Source organism: Nitrospiraceae bacterium, assembly GCA_019637075.1.
In the GTDB taxonomy this organism is placed as follows: Bacteria; Nitrospirota; Nitrospiria; order Nitrospirales; family Nitrospiraceae; genus JAHBWI01.
In genome coordinates this window covers 433,466-449,374 of record JAHBWI010000001.1, presented here as the reverse complement: position 1 = coordinate 449,374, position 15,909 = coordinate 433,466, and the positions used below count along the sequence as shown (strand labels likewise).

20 protein-coding genes and 1 pseudogene are annotated in these 15,909 nt (G+C 60.6%); 11 read left to right on the top strand and 10 right to left on the bottom strand.

What is annotated here, in order from left to right; genetic code table 11:
* Positions 1-112: 112 nt before the first annotated feature.
* From KF814_02125 to KF814_02115, 3 genes are all read left to right on the top strand, one after another.
* Positions 113-559 carry an SRPBCC family protein gene (locus tag KF814_02125; GenBank protein ID MBX3234924.1) on the top strand — a complete coding sequence of 149 codons (447 nt, stop codon included), beginning with the start codon at positions 113-115 and terminating at the stop codon, positions 557-559.
* A gap of 61 nt (positions 560-620) precedes the next feature.
* Positions 621-1,262 (top strand): dihydrofolate reductase, encoded by a 642-nt coding sequence (locus KF814_02120; GenBank protein MBX3234923.1) that lies wholly within the window; start codon positions 621-623, stop codon positions 1,260-1,262.
* A 251-nt stretch (positions 1,263-1,513) separates the two neighbouring features.
* Positions 1,514-2,722, top strand: a complete 1,209-nt coding sequence (locus tag KF814_02115) for a threonine ammonia-lyase (GenBank protein MBX3234922.1) — start codon at positions 1,514-1,516, stop codon at positions 2,720-2,722.
* A gap of 18 nt (positions 2,723-2,740) precedes the next feature.
* On the opposite strand, the gene KF814_02110 is transcribed toward KF814_02115, so the two are convergent.
* The 3 genes from KF814_02110 to KF814_02100 form a co-directional block, all read right to left on the bottom strand.
* The gene (locus KF814_02110; protein ID MBX3234921.1) at positions 2,741-3,292 is read right to left on the bottom strand and encodes a DUF3617 domain-containing protein; all 552 of its coding nucleotides are present in this window, start codon (positions 3,290-3,292) and stop codon (positions 2,741-2,743) included.
* Between the two features lie 591 nt (positions 3,293-3,883).
* Positions 3,884-4,228 (bottom strand): hypothetical protein, encoded by a 345-nt coding sequence (locus tag KF814_02105; GenBank protein ID MBX3234920.1) that lies wholly within the window; start codon positions 4,226-4,228, stop codon positions 3,884-3,886.
* Positions 4,225-6,135, bottom strand: coding sequence for a hypothetical protein (locus KF814_02100; GenBank protein MBX3234919.1), 1,911 nt, complete (start codon positions 6,133-6,135; stop codon positions 4,225-4,227). The genes KF814_02105 and KF814_02100 overlap by 4 nt, the downstream gene beginning before the upstream one ends.
* Positions 6,136-6,530: 395 nt before the next feature.
* Here KF814_02100 and KF814_02095 point away from each other — a divergent pair, with 395 nt between their 5' ends.
* Together KF814_02095 and KF814_02090 are read left to right on the top strand one after the other, a co-directional pair.
* Positions 6,531-6,968, top strand: coding sequence for an NUDIX hydrolase (locus KF814_02095; protein MBX3234918.1), 438 nt, complete (start codon positions 6,531-6,533; stop codon positions 6,966-6,968).
* 122 nt (positions 6,969-7,090) lie between these two features.
* Positions 7,091-7,708 carry a short chain dehydrogenase gene (locus KF814_02090; GenBank protein MBX3234917.1) on the top strand — a complete coding sequence of 206 codons (618 nt, stop codon included), beginning with the start codon at positions 7,091-7,093 and terminating at the stop codon, positions 7,706-7,708.
* 62 nt (positions 7,709-7,770) lie between these two features.
* Here KF814_02090 and KF814_02085 read toward each other — a convergent pair whose 3' ends face one another.
* The 6 genes and pseudogenes from KF814_02085 to KF814_02060 form a co-directional block, all read right to left on the bottom strand.
* Positions 7,771-8,079 carry a DUF1272 domain-containing protein gene (locus tag KF814_02085; protein ID MBX3234916.1) on the bottom strand — a complete coding sequence of 103 codons (309 nt, stop codon included), beginning with the start codon at positions 8,077-8,079 and terminating at the stop codon, positions 7,771-7,773.
* Positions 8,080-8,112: 33 nt separating this feature from the next.
* Positions 8,113-8,391: pseudogene (locus KF814_02080) on the bottom strand (antibiotic biosynthesis monooxygenase).
* A gap of 93 nt (positions 8,392-8,484) precedes the next feature.
* The gene (locus tag KF814_02075; GenBank protein MBX3234915.1) at positions 8,485-8,625 is read right to left on the bottom strand and encodes a hypothetical protein; all 141 of its coding nucleotides are present in this window, start codon (positions 8,623-8,625) and stop codon (positions 8,485-8,487) included.
* A 173-nt stretch (positions 8,626-8,798) separates the two neighbouring features.
* On the bottom strand, positions 8,799-9,578 hold the full coding sequence (locus tag KF814_02070) for a class I SAM-dependent methyltransferase (GenBank protein MBX3234914.1): 780 nt from the start codon (positions 9,576-9,578) through the stop codon (positions 8,799-8,801).
* A gap of 290 nt (positions 9,579-9,868) precedes the next feature.
* Complete coding sequence (locus KF814_02065) at positions 9,869-10,387, bottom strand: hypothetical protein (GenBank protein ID MBX3234913.1); 519 nt, start codon at positions 10,385-10,387, stop codon at positions 9,869-9,871.
* A gap of 158 nt (positions 10,388-10,545) precedes the next feature.
* Positions 10,546-10,977 (bottom strand): DUF393 domain-containing protein, encoded by a 432-nt coding sequence (locus KF814_02060; protein MBX3234912.1) that lies wholly within the window; start codon positions 10,975-10,977, stop codon positions 10,546-10,548.
* A 178-nt stretch (positions 10,978-11,155) separates the two neighbouring features.
* Between KF814_02060 and KF814_02055 the strand changes: the two genes are divergently transcribed.
* From KF814_02055 to KF814_02040, 4 genes are all read left to right on the top strand, one after another.
* Entirely contained in the window at positions 11,156-11,458 is a 303-nt protein-coding gene (locus KF814_02055; GenBank protein ID MBX3234911.1) for a hypothetical protein, read from the top strand.
* A 21-nt stretch (positions 11,459-11,479) separates the two neighbouring features.
* The gene (locus KF814_02050) at positions 11,480-11,743 is read left to right on the top strand and encodes a hypothetical protein (GenBank protein ID MBX3234910.1); all 264 of its coding nucleotides are present in this window, start codon (positions 11,480-11,482) and stop codon (positions 11,741-11,743) included.
* Positions 11,744-11,845: 102 nt separating this feature from the next.
* Positions 11,846-12,337: a hypothetical protein gene (locus KF814_02045; protein MBX3234909.1), complete on the top strand. Its 492-nt coding sequence runs from the start codon at positions 11,846-11,848 to the stop codon at positions 12,335-12,337.
* Between the two features lie 210 nt (positions 12,338-12,547).
* On the top strand, positions 12,548-13,120 hold the full coding sequence (locus tag KF814_02040; protein MBX3234908.1) for a hypothetical protein: 573 nt from the start codon (positions 12,548-12,550) through the stop codon (positions 13,118-13,120).
* 109 nt (positions 13,121-13,229) lie between these two features.
* Here KF814_02040 and KF814_02035 read toward each other — a convergent pair whose 3' ends face one another.
* Positions 13,230-14,474 (bottom strand): dicarboxylate/amino acid:cation symporter, encoded by a 1,245-nt coding sequence (locus tag KF814_02035; protein ID MBX3234907.1) that lies wholly within the window; start codon positions 14,472-14,474, stop codon positions 13,230-13,232.
* A 190-nt stretch (positions 14,475-14,664) separates the two neighbouring features.
* Between KF814_02035 and KF814_02030 the strand changes: the two genes are divergently transcribed.
* Entirely contained in the window at positions 14,665-14,760 is a 96-nt protein-coding gene (locus KF814_02030) for an integrase core domain-containing protein (protein MBX3234906.1), read from the top strand.
* Positions 14,761-15,000: 240 nt separating this feature from the next.
* Positions 15,001-15,888 carry an HDOD domain-containing protein gene (locus tag KF814_02025; protein ID MBX3234905.1) on the top strand — a complete coding sequence of 296 codons (888 nt, stop codon included), beginning with the start codon at positions 15,001-15,003 and terminating at the stop codon, positions 15,886-15,888.
* Positions 15,889-15,909: the final 21 nt, after the last annotated feature.

Sequence of the window (15,909 nt, the reverse complement as noted above, 5' to 3'; positions counted from 1 at the left end):
ACGGTCAGAATCAGTGAACGGCCTTCTCCGCCTCATGCAGGAAAATCGACTGGCATCCGCTGCGGATCCTGTCTAGTATGAGCCTTTCAGACCTGAAAGAAGGAGCAGGGATATGCCGACACATACAGTGCGATTGCATCGCATACTCCGCGCGACCCCGGAGCGAATCTACCGTGCCTTCCTCGATCCGGACGCGATGGCGAAATGGCTGCCACCGAACGGATTTACCGGGAAGGTGCATCACATGGAACCGAAGGTCGGTGGGACCTTCAAAATGTCGTTCACGAATTTCACGACCAAGAAGAGCCACTCATTCGGAGGGACGTATCTGGAACTGGTGCCGAACGAGCGCATCCGCTACACGGATAGGTTCGACGACCCCAACCTGCCCGGTGAGATGCAGGCGACGATCACGTTGAAACAGGTGTCCTGCGGCACCGAGATGAATGTCGTCCAAGAGGGGATTCCGGAAGTCATCCCCACGGAAGCCTGTTACTTGGGCTGGCAGGAATCGTTGGCGCTCCTGGCAAAATTGGTGGAGGCGGAAATTCCAGAGTGAGTACCGCGCCGTTTCCGGCTGGTCGTCCTGCCGCTGCGATGAACGAGCTTATGTGAGATCCATGTCCAAATTACGGGTTCATTGCTTCGCCGTTTCTATAGACGGGTACGGGGCTGGGCCGAACCAAGGGCCCCAGCATCCGCTCGGGGTCGGTGGGATCACGCTCCATCGATGGGCTTTCGCCACGCGTACCTTTCAACGCCTGTTTGGCGGAGACGGCGGGGCGACGGGCATCGATGACGGCTTTGTCGCGCGAGGCTTCGACAATATCGGCGCTTGGATCCTGGGCCGCAACATGTTCGGGCCGATCAGGGGGCCGTGGCCGGACGAGCAATGGAAGGGCTGGTGGGGCGACAATCCTCCCTATCACTGCCCCGTGTTCGTCCTCACGAACCATCCCAGAGCCTCTGTGACCATGGAGGGCGGGACAACCTTCCATTTCGTCACGGGTGGCAACGAGCAGGCGCTCACCCTGGCGAAAGAGGCAGCGCAAGGAAAGGACGTGCGGCTGGGAGGCGGTGTGGCTACCCTGCGAGCCTATCTGAAGGCCGGCCTGGTAGATCAACTGCACCTCGCCATCGCGCCGGTGTTGCTGGGGACCGGCGAATCAGTCTTCGCCGACTTGGACGTGGTTCGGCTGGGCTACGAATGCACGGAGCATGTGACGAGCCCTCACGCCACGCACGTCGTGCTCTCAAAGTAAGGGGAGTGCTTGATCCGTTTGACGACTCTGGTATAAGCTCCTTGCTCGAACAGCGAATCAGGACTCGAGATCATCGTGTTGAATATGCAACTGCAGGGCATCGGCATCAGCATGGCGGCGGCGATGATGATCGCCGGCTCCGCCTGAGCCTGTCTGCAGAGCGCACGTCGTATCCACTCAGCAGAGGCCCCTGGCGGAAAAGATTTCGTCAGGGGCTTTTTGTTGTCCGTAGTATGAAAGGGGACCTGGGCATGGTGACTTGGCAGTCGATCGAGGCCGCGGCCACACGCATCGGACCTTCGCTCTACGAATCTCCGTTGGTGCATTCCCGGACCCTGTCCAGACTCACCGGCAACAACATTTTCCTCAAGCTAGAAAACCTGCAAATGACCGGGTCCTTCAAGGAGCGGGGCGCTCTCAACCGCATCCTATTAATGACGGACGAGGAACGGCAGCGAGGGGTGATCGCGGCTTCGGCGGGCAACCATGCGCAGGGCGTGGCCTACCATGCGGCTCAGCGGGGCATTCCGGTTCAGATTTGGATGCCACGGTCTACGCCGCTGGTGAAGTGGTCCGCCACGCGCGCGCATGGCGCCGACGTGGTGCTTCACGGCGACAACTACGATGAGGCTTGCCGGGCGGCGATGGAACGAAGCCGTGAGAGGCACGCTACCTTCATCCATCCCTTCGATGACGACGAGGTGATCGCGGGCCAGGGTACGCTCGGCCTGGAACTCCTCAGACAGAACCAGTCCCTGGACGTGATCGTGGTCCCGGTCGGGGGAGGCGGTTTGATCGGCGGTGTCGGCTGCGCCGTCAAGGAACAGCGGTCGGCGGTGGAGATCGTGGGGGTGCAAACCGCCAGGTTACCTTCGATGAGCGCCGCGCTTCGCAACGGTCATCCGGTTGAGCTGCCGGCCGGTCCGACCTTGGCGGATGGCATCGCCGTGCGCCAAGCCGGGTCCCGCACCTTGCCGCTGGTCCAACGGTATGTCGACCAGATCGTCACGGTGGACGAAGACGAAATCGCGGCGGCGATCCTCACGTTGCTCGAGGGGGAAAAGACCGTCGCGGAGGGAGCCGGCGCGGTCGCGCTGGCGGCATTGCAGCAAGCCAAGACGGGCCATCGCGGGAAAAACATTGCGGTGCTTGTGTCCGGCGGAAACCTGGATGTGAACCTGCTGGCCCGAATCATCGAGCGAGGCATGGTGCGGGACGGTAGGCGCCTGCGGCTGCGTGTGCGGCTGCCGGATTATCCCGGCTCGCTCGAGGGGTTGACCTCGGTGATCGCCAAGGCTCGCGCCAACATCGTGGAGACGTCCTACAACCGGGCGCACTATGGCGTCGGATTGAACGAAGCGGCGCTGGATGTGACCATGGAAACGCGCGGTCGCGACCACGCGTCGGAGTTGCTGACGGCGCTGACCGGTTCCCGCTACGAGTTCAGCGTGATCGAATAGGACGGCTGGTACGCATCCTCATTCAATGCCGGCGCAACTGGCGCCGAGCCAGCGGCCCTTCATCTCCGAGTGGACCTTTTGTCCGCGCCTGGTAGTGTCGAACCTCCCGATGAGGCTGTCCGGCGAGGGAGCTTGCAGCAGGAGATGTGAGACGGATTCCGCGGGCGCAGGGCAGGATCGCTCGATCTCCAGTTTGTTCGAGGACCTGGTGATCACCTTCGTGGGACAGGGAGCCCCGTCTCCGTCGTCGGCACCGGCGAAGAGCCGGTCTTGATCCAGCTCTTCTTTCGTAATGCATTCCTTCGACACGAGAGTCTTCGAGTTGCCCGCCCGCGCCTTGGCAGCCTGCTCCATCCTTGCCCGCTGCTCCGGCGGTAGCTTCGAGAGGATGTCCGGCGCTACCGGCGGCCCGGACCGCTCGACGAGCGTCGTGATCTCCCATGCTCCCGGCTTCAGATTGAAGGAGTCGGCCATTGCGGAATCGGGTGCCCATGGCGCCATGGCCACCGGTAGGGTGCCGACAACCGTTACGACCACAGCAGCGGCCAGCATGCGTCCACGATTCATCATGAGCGTCTCCTTTCGGTCCTCGGCAGGATCTATGTAGCGGAATCGAGCGGTATCCTACGCTTCCAGGAACGGTTCGTCTATGGGGGAGCATGGCCGGCGCAAGAAACGCTCCGGACGCGTCCGCGCGGAGTCGCAAGATGGTTCAAGAGGGAGTGGTCGTACGCCTGCGATGCATAGTGAGATCTTGGCTGGTCGATCATCGCCTTGCTCCGAGGCTTGTCGGGTCCTCGGTGCCGAACGGTGCTTCAGAGATTCGCGAAGTCTACCGGATGCCGCAGGTGCCGGCCTTTCCAAACAGCAGGCCGTACAGAAAGGAAGGGGGCAAAATCCCGTGGTGGCGTTGACGAGTGCCGCCGTCCTCGAGACGATCTCTCTAGGGTGCATTTGATCGCATCGACATGAGAATCACGGAATGGCATCCGCCAAGACCGGATTCATTCCACGTTGGAGGTTTACCCCTTCGCGTCTACATATTTCGATGTGCGAGGTGATCTTGAATGCCCATCACACGAGCATGCGGGAGGAAGGGTCGGTGCCGCGTTGGGTGAAGCGCGTTAGGCACGACCCGGCAACGAGCCATTTGATTCCACTCTACTTCACAAGCACCTGCAGTTCCTGATCCACCAGCGGACTTTCGGGCATCCATGGACGGACGAGCCTGATCCTCCACCGGGCGGTCCCTTCGCGCAGCCCGGTCACGACCAGTTGCATGGGCACCGGCAGATTCTGAGGGACGGCACCTTGCTCTGGGGCGGGGCCTGTTTCGATCGCGAGGGTTGCAGCGTCGGGCTCTCCCGCGACATAGTTCACCTGCCATTGGTATCCCGCCCCTGCGCGTGAAGGCAGAGGGAAGCGGGCTTCCGTCCCGACTCGAACGTTGAGCCGATCCGGAAGCCCAGGACGAAAGTCTTCCTGTATCGCTTGATCCGTGCTCATGCAGGACCGATCACCGGGCCTTCATGCCATCCGGCACCATCGCGCCAGTAATGCTGGAGTTGGCCGTCGCGACGCAGCACGATGACTTCCAAATTCATGCCCCACTGTCCCTCGCACATCCCTGCGACTGCCGCCACATCATGCCCGAACGTCGCACTGTGGCGCCACTGGGCATCCCCACCGTTCCATCGCCACCAATGCTGCACCTGTCCGCCGACCGCGACGCACAACTCGAAGTTCCCATGTGGGCCGGACTCATTAAGCATGCCGTATTGGCCCTGGATCATCACCGGCGAGGTGGCTACCCCTGCGCCGAAGACAATGCCGGTGTTCCAGGTCAAAGTCGGCTCGTGGCGCCAAAAGTGTTGCATGGTCCCGTTAGAACGGACTGCGACGCACTCCAAGTTGCCATGCGGCGTCCCATAGGTGCCTTGCACCAAGGTGGCTCCGGAGTAGGCGAGGCCGGTTCCGAACTTCACGCCGTTGTGCCAGCCTGCTCCATCACGCCACACGTGCTGGAGTTGCCCACCGCCGACCAGGACCACCACCTCGAAGTTCCCTGGTGCCCCGTAGTCTCCCTGGATAAAACCGGGAATGCCACGGCAGTCCGTCGGACCGAAGACTCCGCCGTCGTTCCACGGCCCCGTGCCTCCGCCTGGGCCCCACCAGTGATGGAGCCGACTGGCCGTCGTCAAATACACCAACTCCATGTTTCGGTTGAACGTCGTTCCGGTGAAGGTGGGGCAGACCGCCGCGTCGGTGCCGAAGCTTTTCCCCACGCCCCAGGTCCAAGGTGGGCCACCCTCACGCCAACGGTGCTGAACTCGTCCCTTGCCTGCGCCCATCACCTCGAGGTTTCGGTTCATGGCGCCGTTGCCGCTTTCGTACAAGTTGCCGTTGTGGAGCCGGCGCTTGGTCCAGGGGTCGGGGTTGACGTTCCGCACCCCAGCCTTGGCATAGCGATCGATTCCAGAATCTCCATAGGCCACCCAGCAGAATCCGCTCATACCCCAATCGGTTCCCCAGGAGTTCTTGCACAACCAGGCCTGGAGCGCGTCGCTATAGCCGATGACCAACATGAAATGCGTTCCGGCCAGAGTATTCGACGGCGCGGTGCTGCGGCGGTAGACGCCCGAGCCATAACCGAAGAAGTCGTTGTAAACCTCCAGCCAGGTGATCAACGGTCCGACCGTATCGATCCAATCCTTGGCTTCCTGCACCGTCCCGACCCATTGAAAGGCTGGCCCTCGAACTGTTCTGCCGTTGCGATCGGGAGTCGGGGTGTAGGGCGGCGTGGTGGTCGCCCAAGGAAAACAACCGGGGTCAGCAAATCCGCTGTTCGCGAAGAAATTGGACACGTTGCCGATGTTGCCATAGTCACCGCATTGTGCGCCGATGCCGCGATGGACATCGCCTTCCGAGAGCCTCGTCCAGAGCGAGTCCTCGATGCGAACCATCGACTCGACCAAGGCGACACCGGCAAAGGCCCAACAAGCGTTACAGGGATTTTGGTCGCGCACCGTCGTAATGAAGTTGGTTCCCCAGCGATTGCGCCAATCGACCGATGCGGCCGCGCCGCCTGCGGGCGGTGCCCCACGTTCCAGCGATTCCACGAGATCGCCGTACCCGAGCCTCAGTAGTTCACTTTTTCTGAACCGATCCTCGAGTGCCTCCCGCCTGACGAACCCACGTTCGAGCCGACGAATCGCCAGATGCGGATTGGTGCCGATACCGAGCGTCTCTTTGAAGTCGATGCTCGGAACGGCTTCCGCCTTCTGCAATCCCTTCGTGTCGCCGCCGAGACTTTTCGGGGCCACTATGTCGGCGTCGGACCGGTTCGCCAGCGGTTGCCAGGGCAAGGATTCATGTTCAACCGCTTCGCGCAACTCACGAAATGTCAGTGCCATGTCCGATTCCTCCTCCGCTTGGGTGATTGCCGTCACTCGTCGCTTAACCTGTTCCAACGCTGCGACACAGGCGCAGAACAGGATGCGACGCCGCTACCACCGACGACACGCTCGCAAGAAATGCACCGTCGAACGACCGGTAATGAACACGAACAGTTGCAGGCGGATGAGGAGTCGACGCACGGCCCCATCAAATACGGGCAATATCCAAGTGGATACAAGACGCAAGAGAAAAGGATACAGACTTACTCGGCTGTTTCAGAAGTGACGGCGGAATGAATCCATTCTGTCGCTTGCCGTGGCATCGACAGGCTGCTTCACCGATGTCGGTGTTTCCCAGTGGAGCATGGACGTGATCTTGTGGCAGCATCGGCTTTTTGAAGAGGGGAGCGCGCATGACTGACGCGACTGTAGTTCCCAAGCCGGCCGTCATCGGGGTGGTGGTCCGGAACGGACAGGTGCTGTCGGTCAGACGATCCAATCCACCGGATACCGGCAAGTGGGGATTTCCCGACGGCAAGATCAAACGGGGTGAAACGATCCATGCCGCGGCGGTACGGGAAGTCGAAGAGGAGACGGGCCTCCAGGTTCGCCCGCTCGACGTCTTGACCGCACTCGACGTGCTGAACCACGATGAGCGGGGATCGCTGCGATTCCGTTACGTGCTGATTGCCGTTCTCTGTGAGTGGGTGGCGGGAACGGTCAGCCCGGCCGACGATGTGTCGGACGCGCCTTGGGTGGAGATGTCAACGATCAACCCATGCGGCCTCGACACCAGCGCGAGCGTCTCGAGCGTCACAACGTTAGCAGGGCGCTGGCGCAGTAGAGAATGATGCTGTTCCTGGATCATTCCCTCAGCGTGTTGCTGCTTGCATCAGGCGTTGCTCCCCGAATACTCTGCGCAACACGTGAATGACGAAATCTATTCGGCCATGAACAGCGGAGGAGGACAGGCATGCGAGTGATACTTGTCGGGGCAACGGGCACGATCGGATCAGCGGTGGCGGCGGCCTTGTCGGCCAAGCATGAGGTAGTCGCGGTAGGGCATAAGGCCGGCGCCTTGCGAGTGGATTTGGCGTCGGCAGACTCGATCACCCAAATGTTTCGCAGTGTCGGCGTCTTTGATGCGGTCGTGAGCACGGCGGGGGTCGCGAAGTTCGGGAGTTTGGACGATCTGAAGGATGCGGATTTTCAAGTGGGGCTCGGCAATAAACTGATGGGGCAGGTCAATCTGGTACGGATCGGGCGGCAGTTCATCAACGATGGCGGGTCCTTTACCCTGACCAGCGGCGTCCTTGGCCAAGAGCCGATGAAGGGCAGTGCCTCCATCAGCATGGTGAATGCCGGACTGGAAGGTTTCGTGCGTGCGGCGGCGCTGGAACTGCCCCGGGGGCTCCGTGTCAACGTCGTGAGTCCGCCCTGGGTGACGGCTACCTTGATCAGGCTCAAGATGGATCCGGCGCAGGGCATGCCGGCTGAAGCCGTTGCCCGGGCCTATGTTGCGAGTGTGGAAGGGACGATGACCGGCGTGAAGATCGATCCCCGCAAGCCGGCAGTCGCGGGGAGGGCGTAACCGTCTTCTCGTTCCATGGCCGGCTCCACCAAGCACCAAGGGGTCCGATCCGGGTCGAGGCGTTACCGCTTTTCCGGTGGAATAGCCTTCAGGCGGGCGGCGAAGAGGTCGTGAGTGCGGGGATCGACTGGGCGATGTGTGACGGCGGTGCCGGCTGGATCATGGGCGAGACAGTTATTGCCCTTCCAATTGGTCGATGGCCTGACGGGTCGGGGTACGAACCCGCCGCCACAGTTCGGGCAGACGTTGTGTCGGATCGATTCCACGCAGGCAGCGCAAAACGTGCATTCGTACGAGCAGATGCGCGCGTCCGTCGAATCAGGCGGTAACGGTCGGTTGCACTGCTCACAGGTCGGTCTGAGTTCGAGCACCTCGCGCCTCCTTCCCGTCCGGTCGTGCGGGTACAAGACTCCTCGCTCGATCTCCTGGAGATAGAGAAAGTCCGGGGCTTTGACGCCGGCCTGCCGCCTGATTTCCACCAACTCCGGCGACTCGAAGAAGCGGCGGGCATTCTCCAACGAAGACCACTCAGAGAAATGCACGATCGTATTGGCGTCGTGGTCATGACGCAGGAGTTGGTACCTGATTTCGCCGGCGCGTCTTCGAACGTCGGCCGCCTGGTCGAATATGACTTTCCATGCCGGGTAGGCTTCGACTTCATGAATGATCAACACGTGCGGCATGCAACAGTCCTCTCTCCATTGCTGCGTAAGCGGCGGTCCGTCACGAGCGATCCTCACGCCGCATCCGCATGGGAGCGGTGACGGCCTGTTTTGCTAGTTCCCCATGCTGATGATGGCCTGGCCGGACTCGCGATCCCTCACGATGTAGCTCCGGCTTTCCGCAGGGTCATCGACATCTTGGCTCTCGTTCACGTCCAACAGCTCGGTGACGGTATACGTGTGGCCGGCTGCCATGGACGGAGTCCGATGGGTCGTCGGAGGACAGGCGAACAAACCCGCGCATTGTCACCGGTGCTATTGGCTTGGTCCATCACTCCGGACCTGCACCAACGCGGGGAACAGAGTCAGAGTCTGAGGGCGTGATTCGGAGAATGGCTCAGGCTGCCAAGGAGCGAGGAGCCGGCGCGCTATGCGTCCCCCTTGCTCCACAGGACGGCGCAGCCCTTCTCGCAGGGACGACTGTCTTGGTGAAGGCGGGGAAACTCCTTCCTCCAGCGGCTCAGGATCGCTTGTTCTTGGTCCCGGTTGCTGTCATCGAGAAAGACAGCCGCTTGTGGCGCGAGCCGGCAGAACAACAACGGCCCGGCAGGATAGCGCGCCAGCGGACCAGTGGTCGCGGGAGGACCGTCGATCACCAACATGTCGAAAGTGGGGACCGGCAATCCATCCATCCCATACCAGTGAAATTCCTCGTCCGCGATGCGATGGAGACAGAGCGGAGCGGTCAGCACCGTCGCCCAGGCCCCGAGGCCCTGCCGCTTAAGTTCTTCCCTGGTTTTGTCCGCTTGATCGGGAAGATGCTCGAGACTGTAGACATGGCCTGTGCCTACGATCTCGAGGCAACGGGCGAGGACGATGGTGGAGACGCCGCTCCCGCATTCCACAATGGTCTGCGGTCGGTGACGGGAAACATGACGCATGAGCTCGCGCAGGAGGTCCGGCGAGGCGGCCCAATTGCGAGTCGGCGGCAGACTGGCCCGAAGCCGAAGCTCGGTTAAGACTGCGGCCAGCGCTTCAGCCTGTTGGTAACAATTTTCGATCTCGCCTTTCACGAAGCGAGGCAGATCCTCCTGCACCTCGCGCAGGACGAGCCGCGCCAGGCGGCGGACTTTGTAGATCAGATAGCCGAGACAGAGAAGGGTCGCGCTCAGCAGACTCAGCAGGAGAAGCAGGACGGGGGTGCTCATAGACATGCAGCCGACTGTTTCAGATGGTGATGGCCCACTGTATCCGGTGCGGCTGGCACAGTGCAGTTCCAAGACTCGGCGTGGCTCATGACGTCACCGTGATACTCATCCGTGGGTGATGTGGAACGGTGCCACGATCGTTTCCCGCCGGCAATTATGGTGTCGGCCTCGCTCTCTGCGGCAAGTTCCCGTATCACCGGGCGCTTTGCGAACCCCCTGTGGAGCTGTAGCGTACGCAGAACTGCGAATGGTGTCAACGAGCAGGCCTCGGAGCGGAGAATCGCGCGCGACTATTCCCTCACTCGCTCGGGCTTGGGGACTGGACGGGCCTGTTGCGAGAGGAACCAGCCGTAGAGTAGGAGCAGCAGCGTGAAGTTCGGGATGAGAACGGCTGACTGGTTCCATTGCCAGCCGTCGAATTTCCAGTTCGAAAGCGGCCAAAGAAAGGGCGTCGGGAAGAAGGCATATGAATGAGTCGGGATGTCGACCAGCACGTGCAGACCCCAGGCCCCGAGTTCCCACAACGGCCGCTTCAGGAGAATCCGGAGCAGGGCGAAGACGGCGAGGAATACCACAAAGCTATGGGTCACATCGTAAAGATGGTGCACATAGGGCGGGATGGTGGATTCCGGCGGCGTGCCCTGGCTGAAATCGGGCTTCGGCGAGATGCCCATTGTGGCCGCGACCCACAGGATGCCGAACGAGAACAAGTCCGGCGCCAGGCCTATGGCAAAGGCGAGGCAGAAGCTCGTGCGGTTCCGGCGTCCAAACGCCAAGGCTCCCCAGAGACCATGCGAGACGATATCCATGCTCCGCTCCCCTCTCAGGACCAGCCGTGCCCTCATTATAGTGGGAGCCGGAGGACCAGGCTACTTCGCGGACCTTGACAATGTCGGAAGCTGATTGCATGGGCGAACGATCGCCTGGCGGCAGCCGTTCCGGTCACGGGGGCGATATCTCGAATTGGTCAAACGAAGCGGTGTTGTTCTTCGGCGGTGGGGACACGACAAGATTGAGCCTTACCCATGAGGCGATAGCGGTGGCGGGCTACGAGGTCGTACAGGACGTCGCGCAGCGAGCGAGGCACTATGATGAAGAGGGAGAGCAACGGCCAGCAGCCGGAGAGTTGCCTGGCGATCCTCAAGGCCGCGGTGGATTTGACGAACACCTGGCCCCGCTCCAACAAGAGAAACGTCTCGAAGTCTTGCTCAGACAATCCCAGCGTCTTCAACAACTGGCGCCCCTTGTCGGATTGCAGGGTGGCGAAGCGAAAGCGGCCGTAGTCGCGGGCCATAGTGAAGTTTACCCAGGCATTGCACCAGTTGCAGATCCCGTCGAATACGATAACCCGCTCGAGCACGGCCCATTCATGAGTTGTGGGATCGATCGGTAGTCTCATGGGCGTCATTGTACCCGACTGCGCCCAACAACGGGGCCGGTCGCGGCTGGATTTTCGGCCGTCCGCAAGCACAGGCGGTCTCCTGCCAAGCGAGGGACCGCAGCCCGGCAGGAATCAGGATTTCCCCGCACAGACTCGTTCGCTATAATGCGCCCGAACTTCTAGAGGGAGGTCCTTCATGGCATTCAATCAAGTCGGAGATTTTTGGCTGGCGCCCGGTCAATCCATCCGCGTTCATCTTGCCCTCGGGGGCCTGGTCAATGAGGTGGAATGGGGTGGGCAGGATTTCGGGGCTCAGTGGATCATGGCCGATGGGGTTGGGATCAACCCGGTCCGGCTCATGGTCACCGAGCATACCAAAGAGAAGAAGCCCCTCCGCTTGCATCCCGGTTCGCCGAACCCCATCGTCTATTCGGTGACCGTGACCAACATCGGCGAAGAACTCGCCCATTTCACCCTTCAAGGCGGGGGCAACGTCTAGTCGTTCCGAAGGAGATCGCCAATGAAAGCCAAGCGGACCATTCATGTGTTGACGGATAAAAAGGGCACCATCGTGGGCGGAGGAATTCTCACTCCGGCAAAAGATCGCAAGGGCAAAGCGGTGCATATTCAGATCACGCCGATGAAGGGGCAATCATTGACTGAGGTCGCGATGCCGGCCGACATCGCACGGCTGGAAGGGGTGGAATTCTACCGTCGGCTCCTGCGCGAGTTTCACCTGCCGCGCGGACAAAAGCAATTGGTGCGGAAAGCGGCCAGGCGTTAAGCAGGGGAGAGGCAGGAAAGGGTACCAGCGACGTTTCCTGCTCTCCATCGCCTGTTCCCCTATGGGCTACGTGGTTGTGTGCGGAATGATCAGGAGGGTGTGATGAACGCCAGAGTCCTCATCATCGCGTTAATAAGCCTGCTCTGTATCGAGGCAGGATGGTGGAGCGTAGGCGCCGGGGCCGGCCCCACCAAGTCGGCCTGTGACCTGCTGACGGTGCAGGAGGTCTCCAAGGCCTTGAATGCATCGGTGACCATCGATCAGGGTGCATCCGGTCCCGATGGCCGGGACGGTGACAATTGTGTCTGGAACGCCGGTGCCGGCCGCAACGTGATGCTTCGCGTCGCGCCCCTCGGCGACATGACCAAGGCCAAAGTGGCCTATATGGTCGAGACGATGAACGCCTATGGCGGTGGCAAACCGGCGGAAGAGATCAAGGGCCTGGTCGATGAGGCCAAGTATCGAGACTACACCGGCACACTCAAAGGCGGGGTCTTCATCGGTCGCACGGGCACGACGATCTTCACCGTGGAGGGCAGTCCGAACCGCGACACGCTCATGGGGTTGGTGAAAGTGATGCTCCCTCGACTCTAGGTGTCGCGCCGACGAACCAGCTGACGTCTGATCGAGTTGCAGGAGGACAGACCACTGAAATTGTCGCCCAAGATCGTAGGAACGATTCGGCTTGTGTGTGCTCTGGTAGGGATAGTCCTCTGGACACTCACACTACGAATCACTGTCAGTGGGGCCGGCGACACAACCAAGCCTGCCTTCCCAGCATGGAGTCAATTTGGGGAAGTGACCATGCATTTCACCAACCCCGACACGCATAAAGCGGGATTTGTCCGCTTTGCTGTATTTGAAAATTGGGACCTTCTGGTCGAGCTGCATCAACCATCTACAGTGAAGAAGTTGCTCCAGGTGCATTCCCCAATCGTGTCAGCATACTTCGGTTTGACGGAAGAGGAGTTGTCGTCGCCGGCGAAAAACCCATTTATGATGATTGGATACGGGCTGGCTCCAGCTCTGGGCCCACTCATGAGCGCATTTCCTGGGGGTATCGAGCAAATCCCTTACACAGAAACAAATTTTGCGACAACATATGAGCGTAAGTCTTTTCAGGGAACGGTAGTACGAACATCTGTCGATGCGCTCAAGTACGACATCACAATGAGCGAAAGCGGAGGTGAGCGGTCGTTCAGATGTTATGGAACCTGGAAGGGCACTAAAGCTTCTTCACTGCCCGATGAGTTTTCTTTCCGCGATTGGAGATTTCAGCCCGATAGTGCCGCAGAAAAGCAGTCTGCTCAGACTCTTGGAGAACTACGCAAGTCCGGTGATCATTCTGCTACAGCCAGTCCTACACAGAACCAGTAGGGGAGAGACGACAGACATATTTGGTGTGGAGCAGCTGAAATGATTCCTGGAACCGCTTCTTGCCTGGGCCGAGGCTCACCGGAGCGGGCGAGACGCACGATTCCGAGGGTCATTCCTTCTGCTTCCCATCCAACAGACAGCTGACATTCATATCACCCATGACGTTGATGGCCGTCCGGCAGCGGTCGAGAAACCAATCGACGGTCAGCAGGACCGGGATGTACTGCACGGGTAGCCCGACGGCTGTGAAGACCATGGTCATCGTGACGAGGCCTGCTTCTGGAATTCCAGCGGCGCCGACCGAGGCAATGACGCTGGTCAGTACCACCATCACTTGCTGAGACAGGCTGAGATCCATTCCGATCATTTGGGCGATAAATAACGCCGCCATGGCCTCGTAGAGCGCGGTGCCGTCGTTGTTGAAATTCGCGCCGACGAGCGCTCCCATTCTGGCGGATTGCTCACGCAGGCCCACGCGTTCCTTCAGTGCGATGTACGTCACCGGCATCGTGGCCGTTGAACTGGCGGTGGAGAAGGCCATGACCAGCGCGTCCCGTCCTCCGCGTATCAACAATGCCGGGGAGACCCAAGACCCGAAGCGGATGCGCACGAGGTAATAGGCCGCCTGGATCGCGAGCGCGAGCAGCACGCTCAGCACAAAGACGCCCAGCGCCTGGAACTGCGCGAAGCCTTCCGTGCCCACGATGCTGGCCACGATGCCGAAGACGGCCAGCGGGACCACGGCGATGATCCAATGCAAAATCTTGATTAGGGACTCCAGAACGAGTTCGACAAGGTGCTCGACCGTGCCGAGAGGACGGTGGCGTTCATCGCGTAACGCCATCCCGAATGCCACGGCGACGAAGATGACCCCGATGACTTTCCCATCGTCACCCAGCGGTCCCAGCAAGCTCTTGGGCACATTGTCGAAAAAGACGACCAGCGGATTCCCCGCATGCGCAGTCTCGGTGGGCAATGGCGACGGCGTAAGCCCCGCACCCTGTCCCGGCCGGATGATGTTGGCGACGGTCAGTCCCACGGTGATCGCGACCAACGTGTTCAAGAACAACAGCCATGGAAGGCGAGCTGCAAGCGGACCGCCGAGGCGCGTCGTCATGAACGTGTGCACGATTGCCGCAAGGATCAGCGGCGGCGCCAGCGCACCCAAGAGGCGCAGCACCAGCTTCCCCGGCACCGCCAGGACGGCCGCCTGGCTGCCCAACATCAGCCCTGCCAGGACGCCGAAGACCAGGCCGATCACAATGCGTCCATACAGCGGGAGGTTGTGCCATGCTGCCAGGAGGCCTGCAGGCGACGTTGCGGTGGTCGTGTTCTCCAGGGTCTTGTCGTCCACGAACTGGTACTCCGGCTGTTGTGTGGTTCAGGTCACGCGCCATCCGTGCCGTTGAGGTCATGCTCAGGTCACCAGACACAGGCTGGGGGATAGTACCAGATCTGATTCAGCGCGGGCGAAATGGATACAGTGCACGTGGTGCTGACCTGCCCCGGTTGTACCAGCCTAGAGGCTGGGTGCGTAACGCGGGATCGAACTCCGGCCTATCCAACCAGGGAAACCGGATCGGAATGCCTTCATCGAACGGTTCAATCGGCTCCATCGTACCGAAGCGCTCACTGGGTAGGTGTTTGAGTCGCTGGAGCAGGTCCGAAAGATTCGCGCGGAATGGTCAGAACGAAGAGCGACTCCGTGAAGCGTTCGCCGGCGTGCTGTGCCTGTGCTGAGCCGTGCCTGCAAAAAATCAATTTAGTTTTGTCAAAAAGGGAGTGTCTATGGCGAAATAATGTGGCCAGGGGAATTGGACCACGGACATTCATTTCTGAACCGATAAATAACGATATTGCATCGTTGACAAGGACAGGCGATGAAACAGGACAAGACGGTGGTATTGCGGAAGCTGACGGAAGATTCTGCCATGGAGATCCTGGAGGGGGTGACGTTGCCGCCTCAACCGGCGACGCTGCTTGAGATCAATCGCGAGCGGGCCAAGCCGGATCCCAACGTGGAGGCTGTGGCTCGCATTATCGAACGGGACCTGAGTGTGGCGGCGGCGGTGTTAAAAACCATCAACTCTCCCTTGTTTGGGTTGCCGAAAAAGGTCGAGTCGCTGCGCCAGGCGGTGTTGTTGCTGGGGATGCCCAATGTCGTCAACGTCGTGATTGCTTTGGCGATGAAGAGCGCGATTCAGGGCGGGGATAATCAAGCGGGAATCGACCGCCTCTTCGACGAAGCGAATGACACGGCGCTGGTCCTGTCGAGTGTGATGCGCGAGGTGCCCATCATGCCGGCGGACAAAGCGTATTTGCTCGGGCTCTTTCGAGATTGCGGCATGCCGATTCTGCTGCAACGCTATCCGAAGTATGCGGAGGTCTTGCGGGAGGCGGAGAAGAAGCCGGATCAGCCGCTGACGGACCTCGAGGACGCGCACTTAAATACCGATCATGCCGTCGTGGGCGCGCTCATGAGCCGGCATTGGCATCTGCCGGAAGAAATCGGCACGATCATCCTCAATCATCACCGGACTCGCGAGCTGTTCGGCGGGGCGGCGCCCACGCTCACCCCGGTCGAGGACAATATCCGGAACGTGATTGCGGTCTTGGTGATGGTGGATTGCATTTGTCACCGACTGCGGAAGGGCAAGGATTCTCCAGAGTGGGCTGCCATCGGCGAGGCGGTCCTGGCGCACCTCAAACTGGATGAGGCCGAATTCGAGCATCTCGCCTGGGATCAAAAGGATCGGTTCGCGGCCTAGCCGGGAGCGCCGCCGTCCTCT

Coding starts and splice junctions, on each gene's coding strand:
- KF814_02125 (MBX3234924.1), top strand. CDS start 113: ATGCCGACACATACAGTGCGATTGCATCGCATACTCCGCGCGACCCCG.
- KF814_02120 (MBX3234923.1), top strand. CDS start 621: ATGTCCAAATTACGGGTTCATTGCTTCGCCGTTTCTATAGACGGGTAC.
- KF814_02115 (MBX3234922.1), top strand. CDS start 1,514: ATGGTGACTTGGCAGTCGATCGAGGCCGCGGCCACACGCATCGGACCT.
- KF814_02110 (MBX3234921.1), bottom strand. CDS start 3,292: ATGATGAATCGTGGACGCATGCTGGCCGCTGCTGTGGTCGTAACGGTT.
- KF814_02105 (MBX3234920.1), bottom strand. CDS start 4,228: ATGAGCACGGATCAAGCGATACAGGAAGACTTTCGTCCTGGGCTTCCG.
- KF814_02100 (MBX3234919.1), bottom strand. CDS start 6,135: ATGGCACTGACATTTCGTGAGTTGCGCGAAGCGGTTGAACATGAATCC.
- KF814_02095 (MBX3234918.1), top strand. CDS start 6,531: ATGACTGACGCGACTGTAGTTCCCAAGCCGGCCGTCATCGGGGTGGTG.
- KF814_02090 (MBX3234917.1), top strand. CDS start 7,091: ATGCGAGTGATACTTGTCGGGGCAACGGGCACGATCGGATCAGCGGTG.
- KF814_02075 (MBX3234915.1), bottom strand. CDS start 8,625: ATGGCAGCCGGCCACACGTATACCGTCACCGAGCTGTTGGACGTGAAC.
- KF814_02070 (MBX3234914.1), bottom strand. CDS start 9,578: ATGAGCACCCCCGTCCTGCTTCTCCTGCTGAGTCTGCTGAGCGCGACC.
- KF814_02065 (MBX3234913.1), bottom strand. CDS start 10,387: ATGGATATCGTCTCGCATGGTCTCTGGGGAGCCTTGGCGTTTGGACGC.
- KF814_02060 (MBX3234912.1), bottom strand. CDS start 10,977: ATGAGACTACCGATCGATCCCACAACTCATGAATGGGCCGTGCTCGAG.
- KF814_02055 (MBX3234911.1), top strand. CDS start 11,156: ATGGCATTCAATCAAGTCGGAGATTTTTGGCTGGCGCCCGGTCAATCC.
- KF814_02050 (MBX3234910.1), top strand. CDS start 11,480: ATGAAAGCCAAGCGGACCATTCATGTGTTGACGGATAAAAAGGGCACC.
- KF814_02045 (MBX3234909.1), top strand. CDS start 11,846: ATGAACGCCAGAGTCCTCATCATCGCGTTAATAAGCCTGCTCTGTATC.
- KF814_02040 (MBX3234908.1), top strand. CDS start 12,548: ATGCATTTCACCAACCCCGACACGCATAAAGCGGGATTTGTCCGCTTT.
- KF814_02025 (MBX3234905.1), top strand. CDS start 15,001: ATGAAACAGGACAAGACGGTGGTATTGCGGAAGCTGACGGAAGATTCT.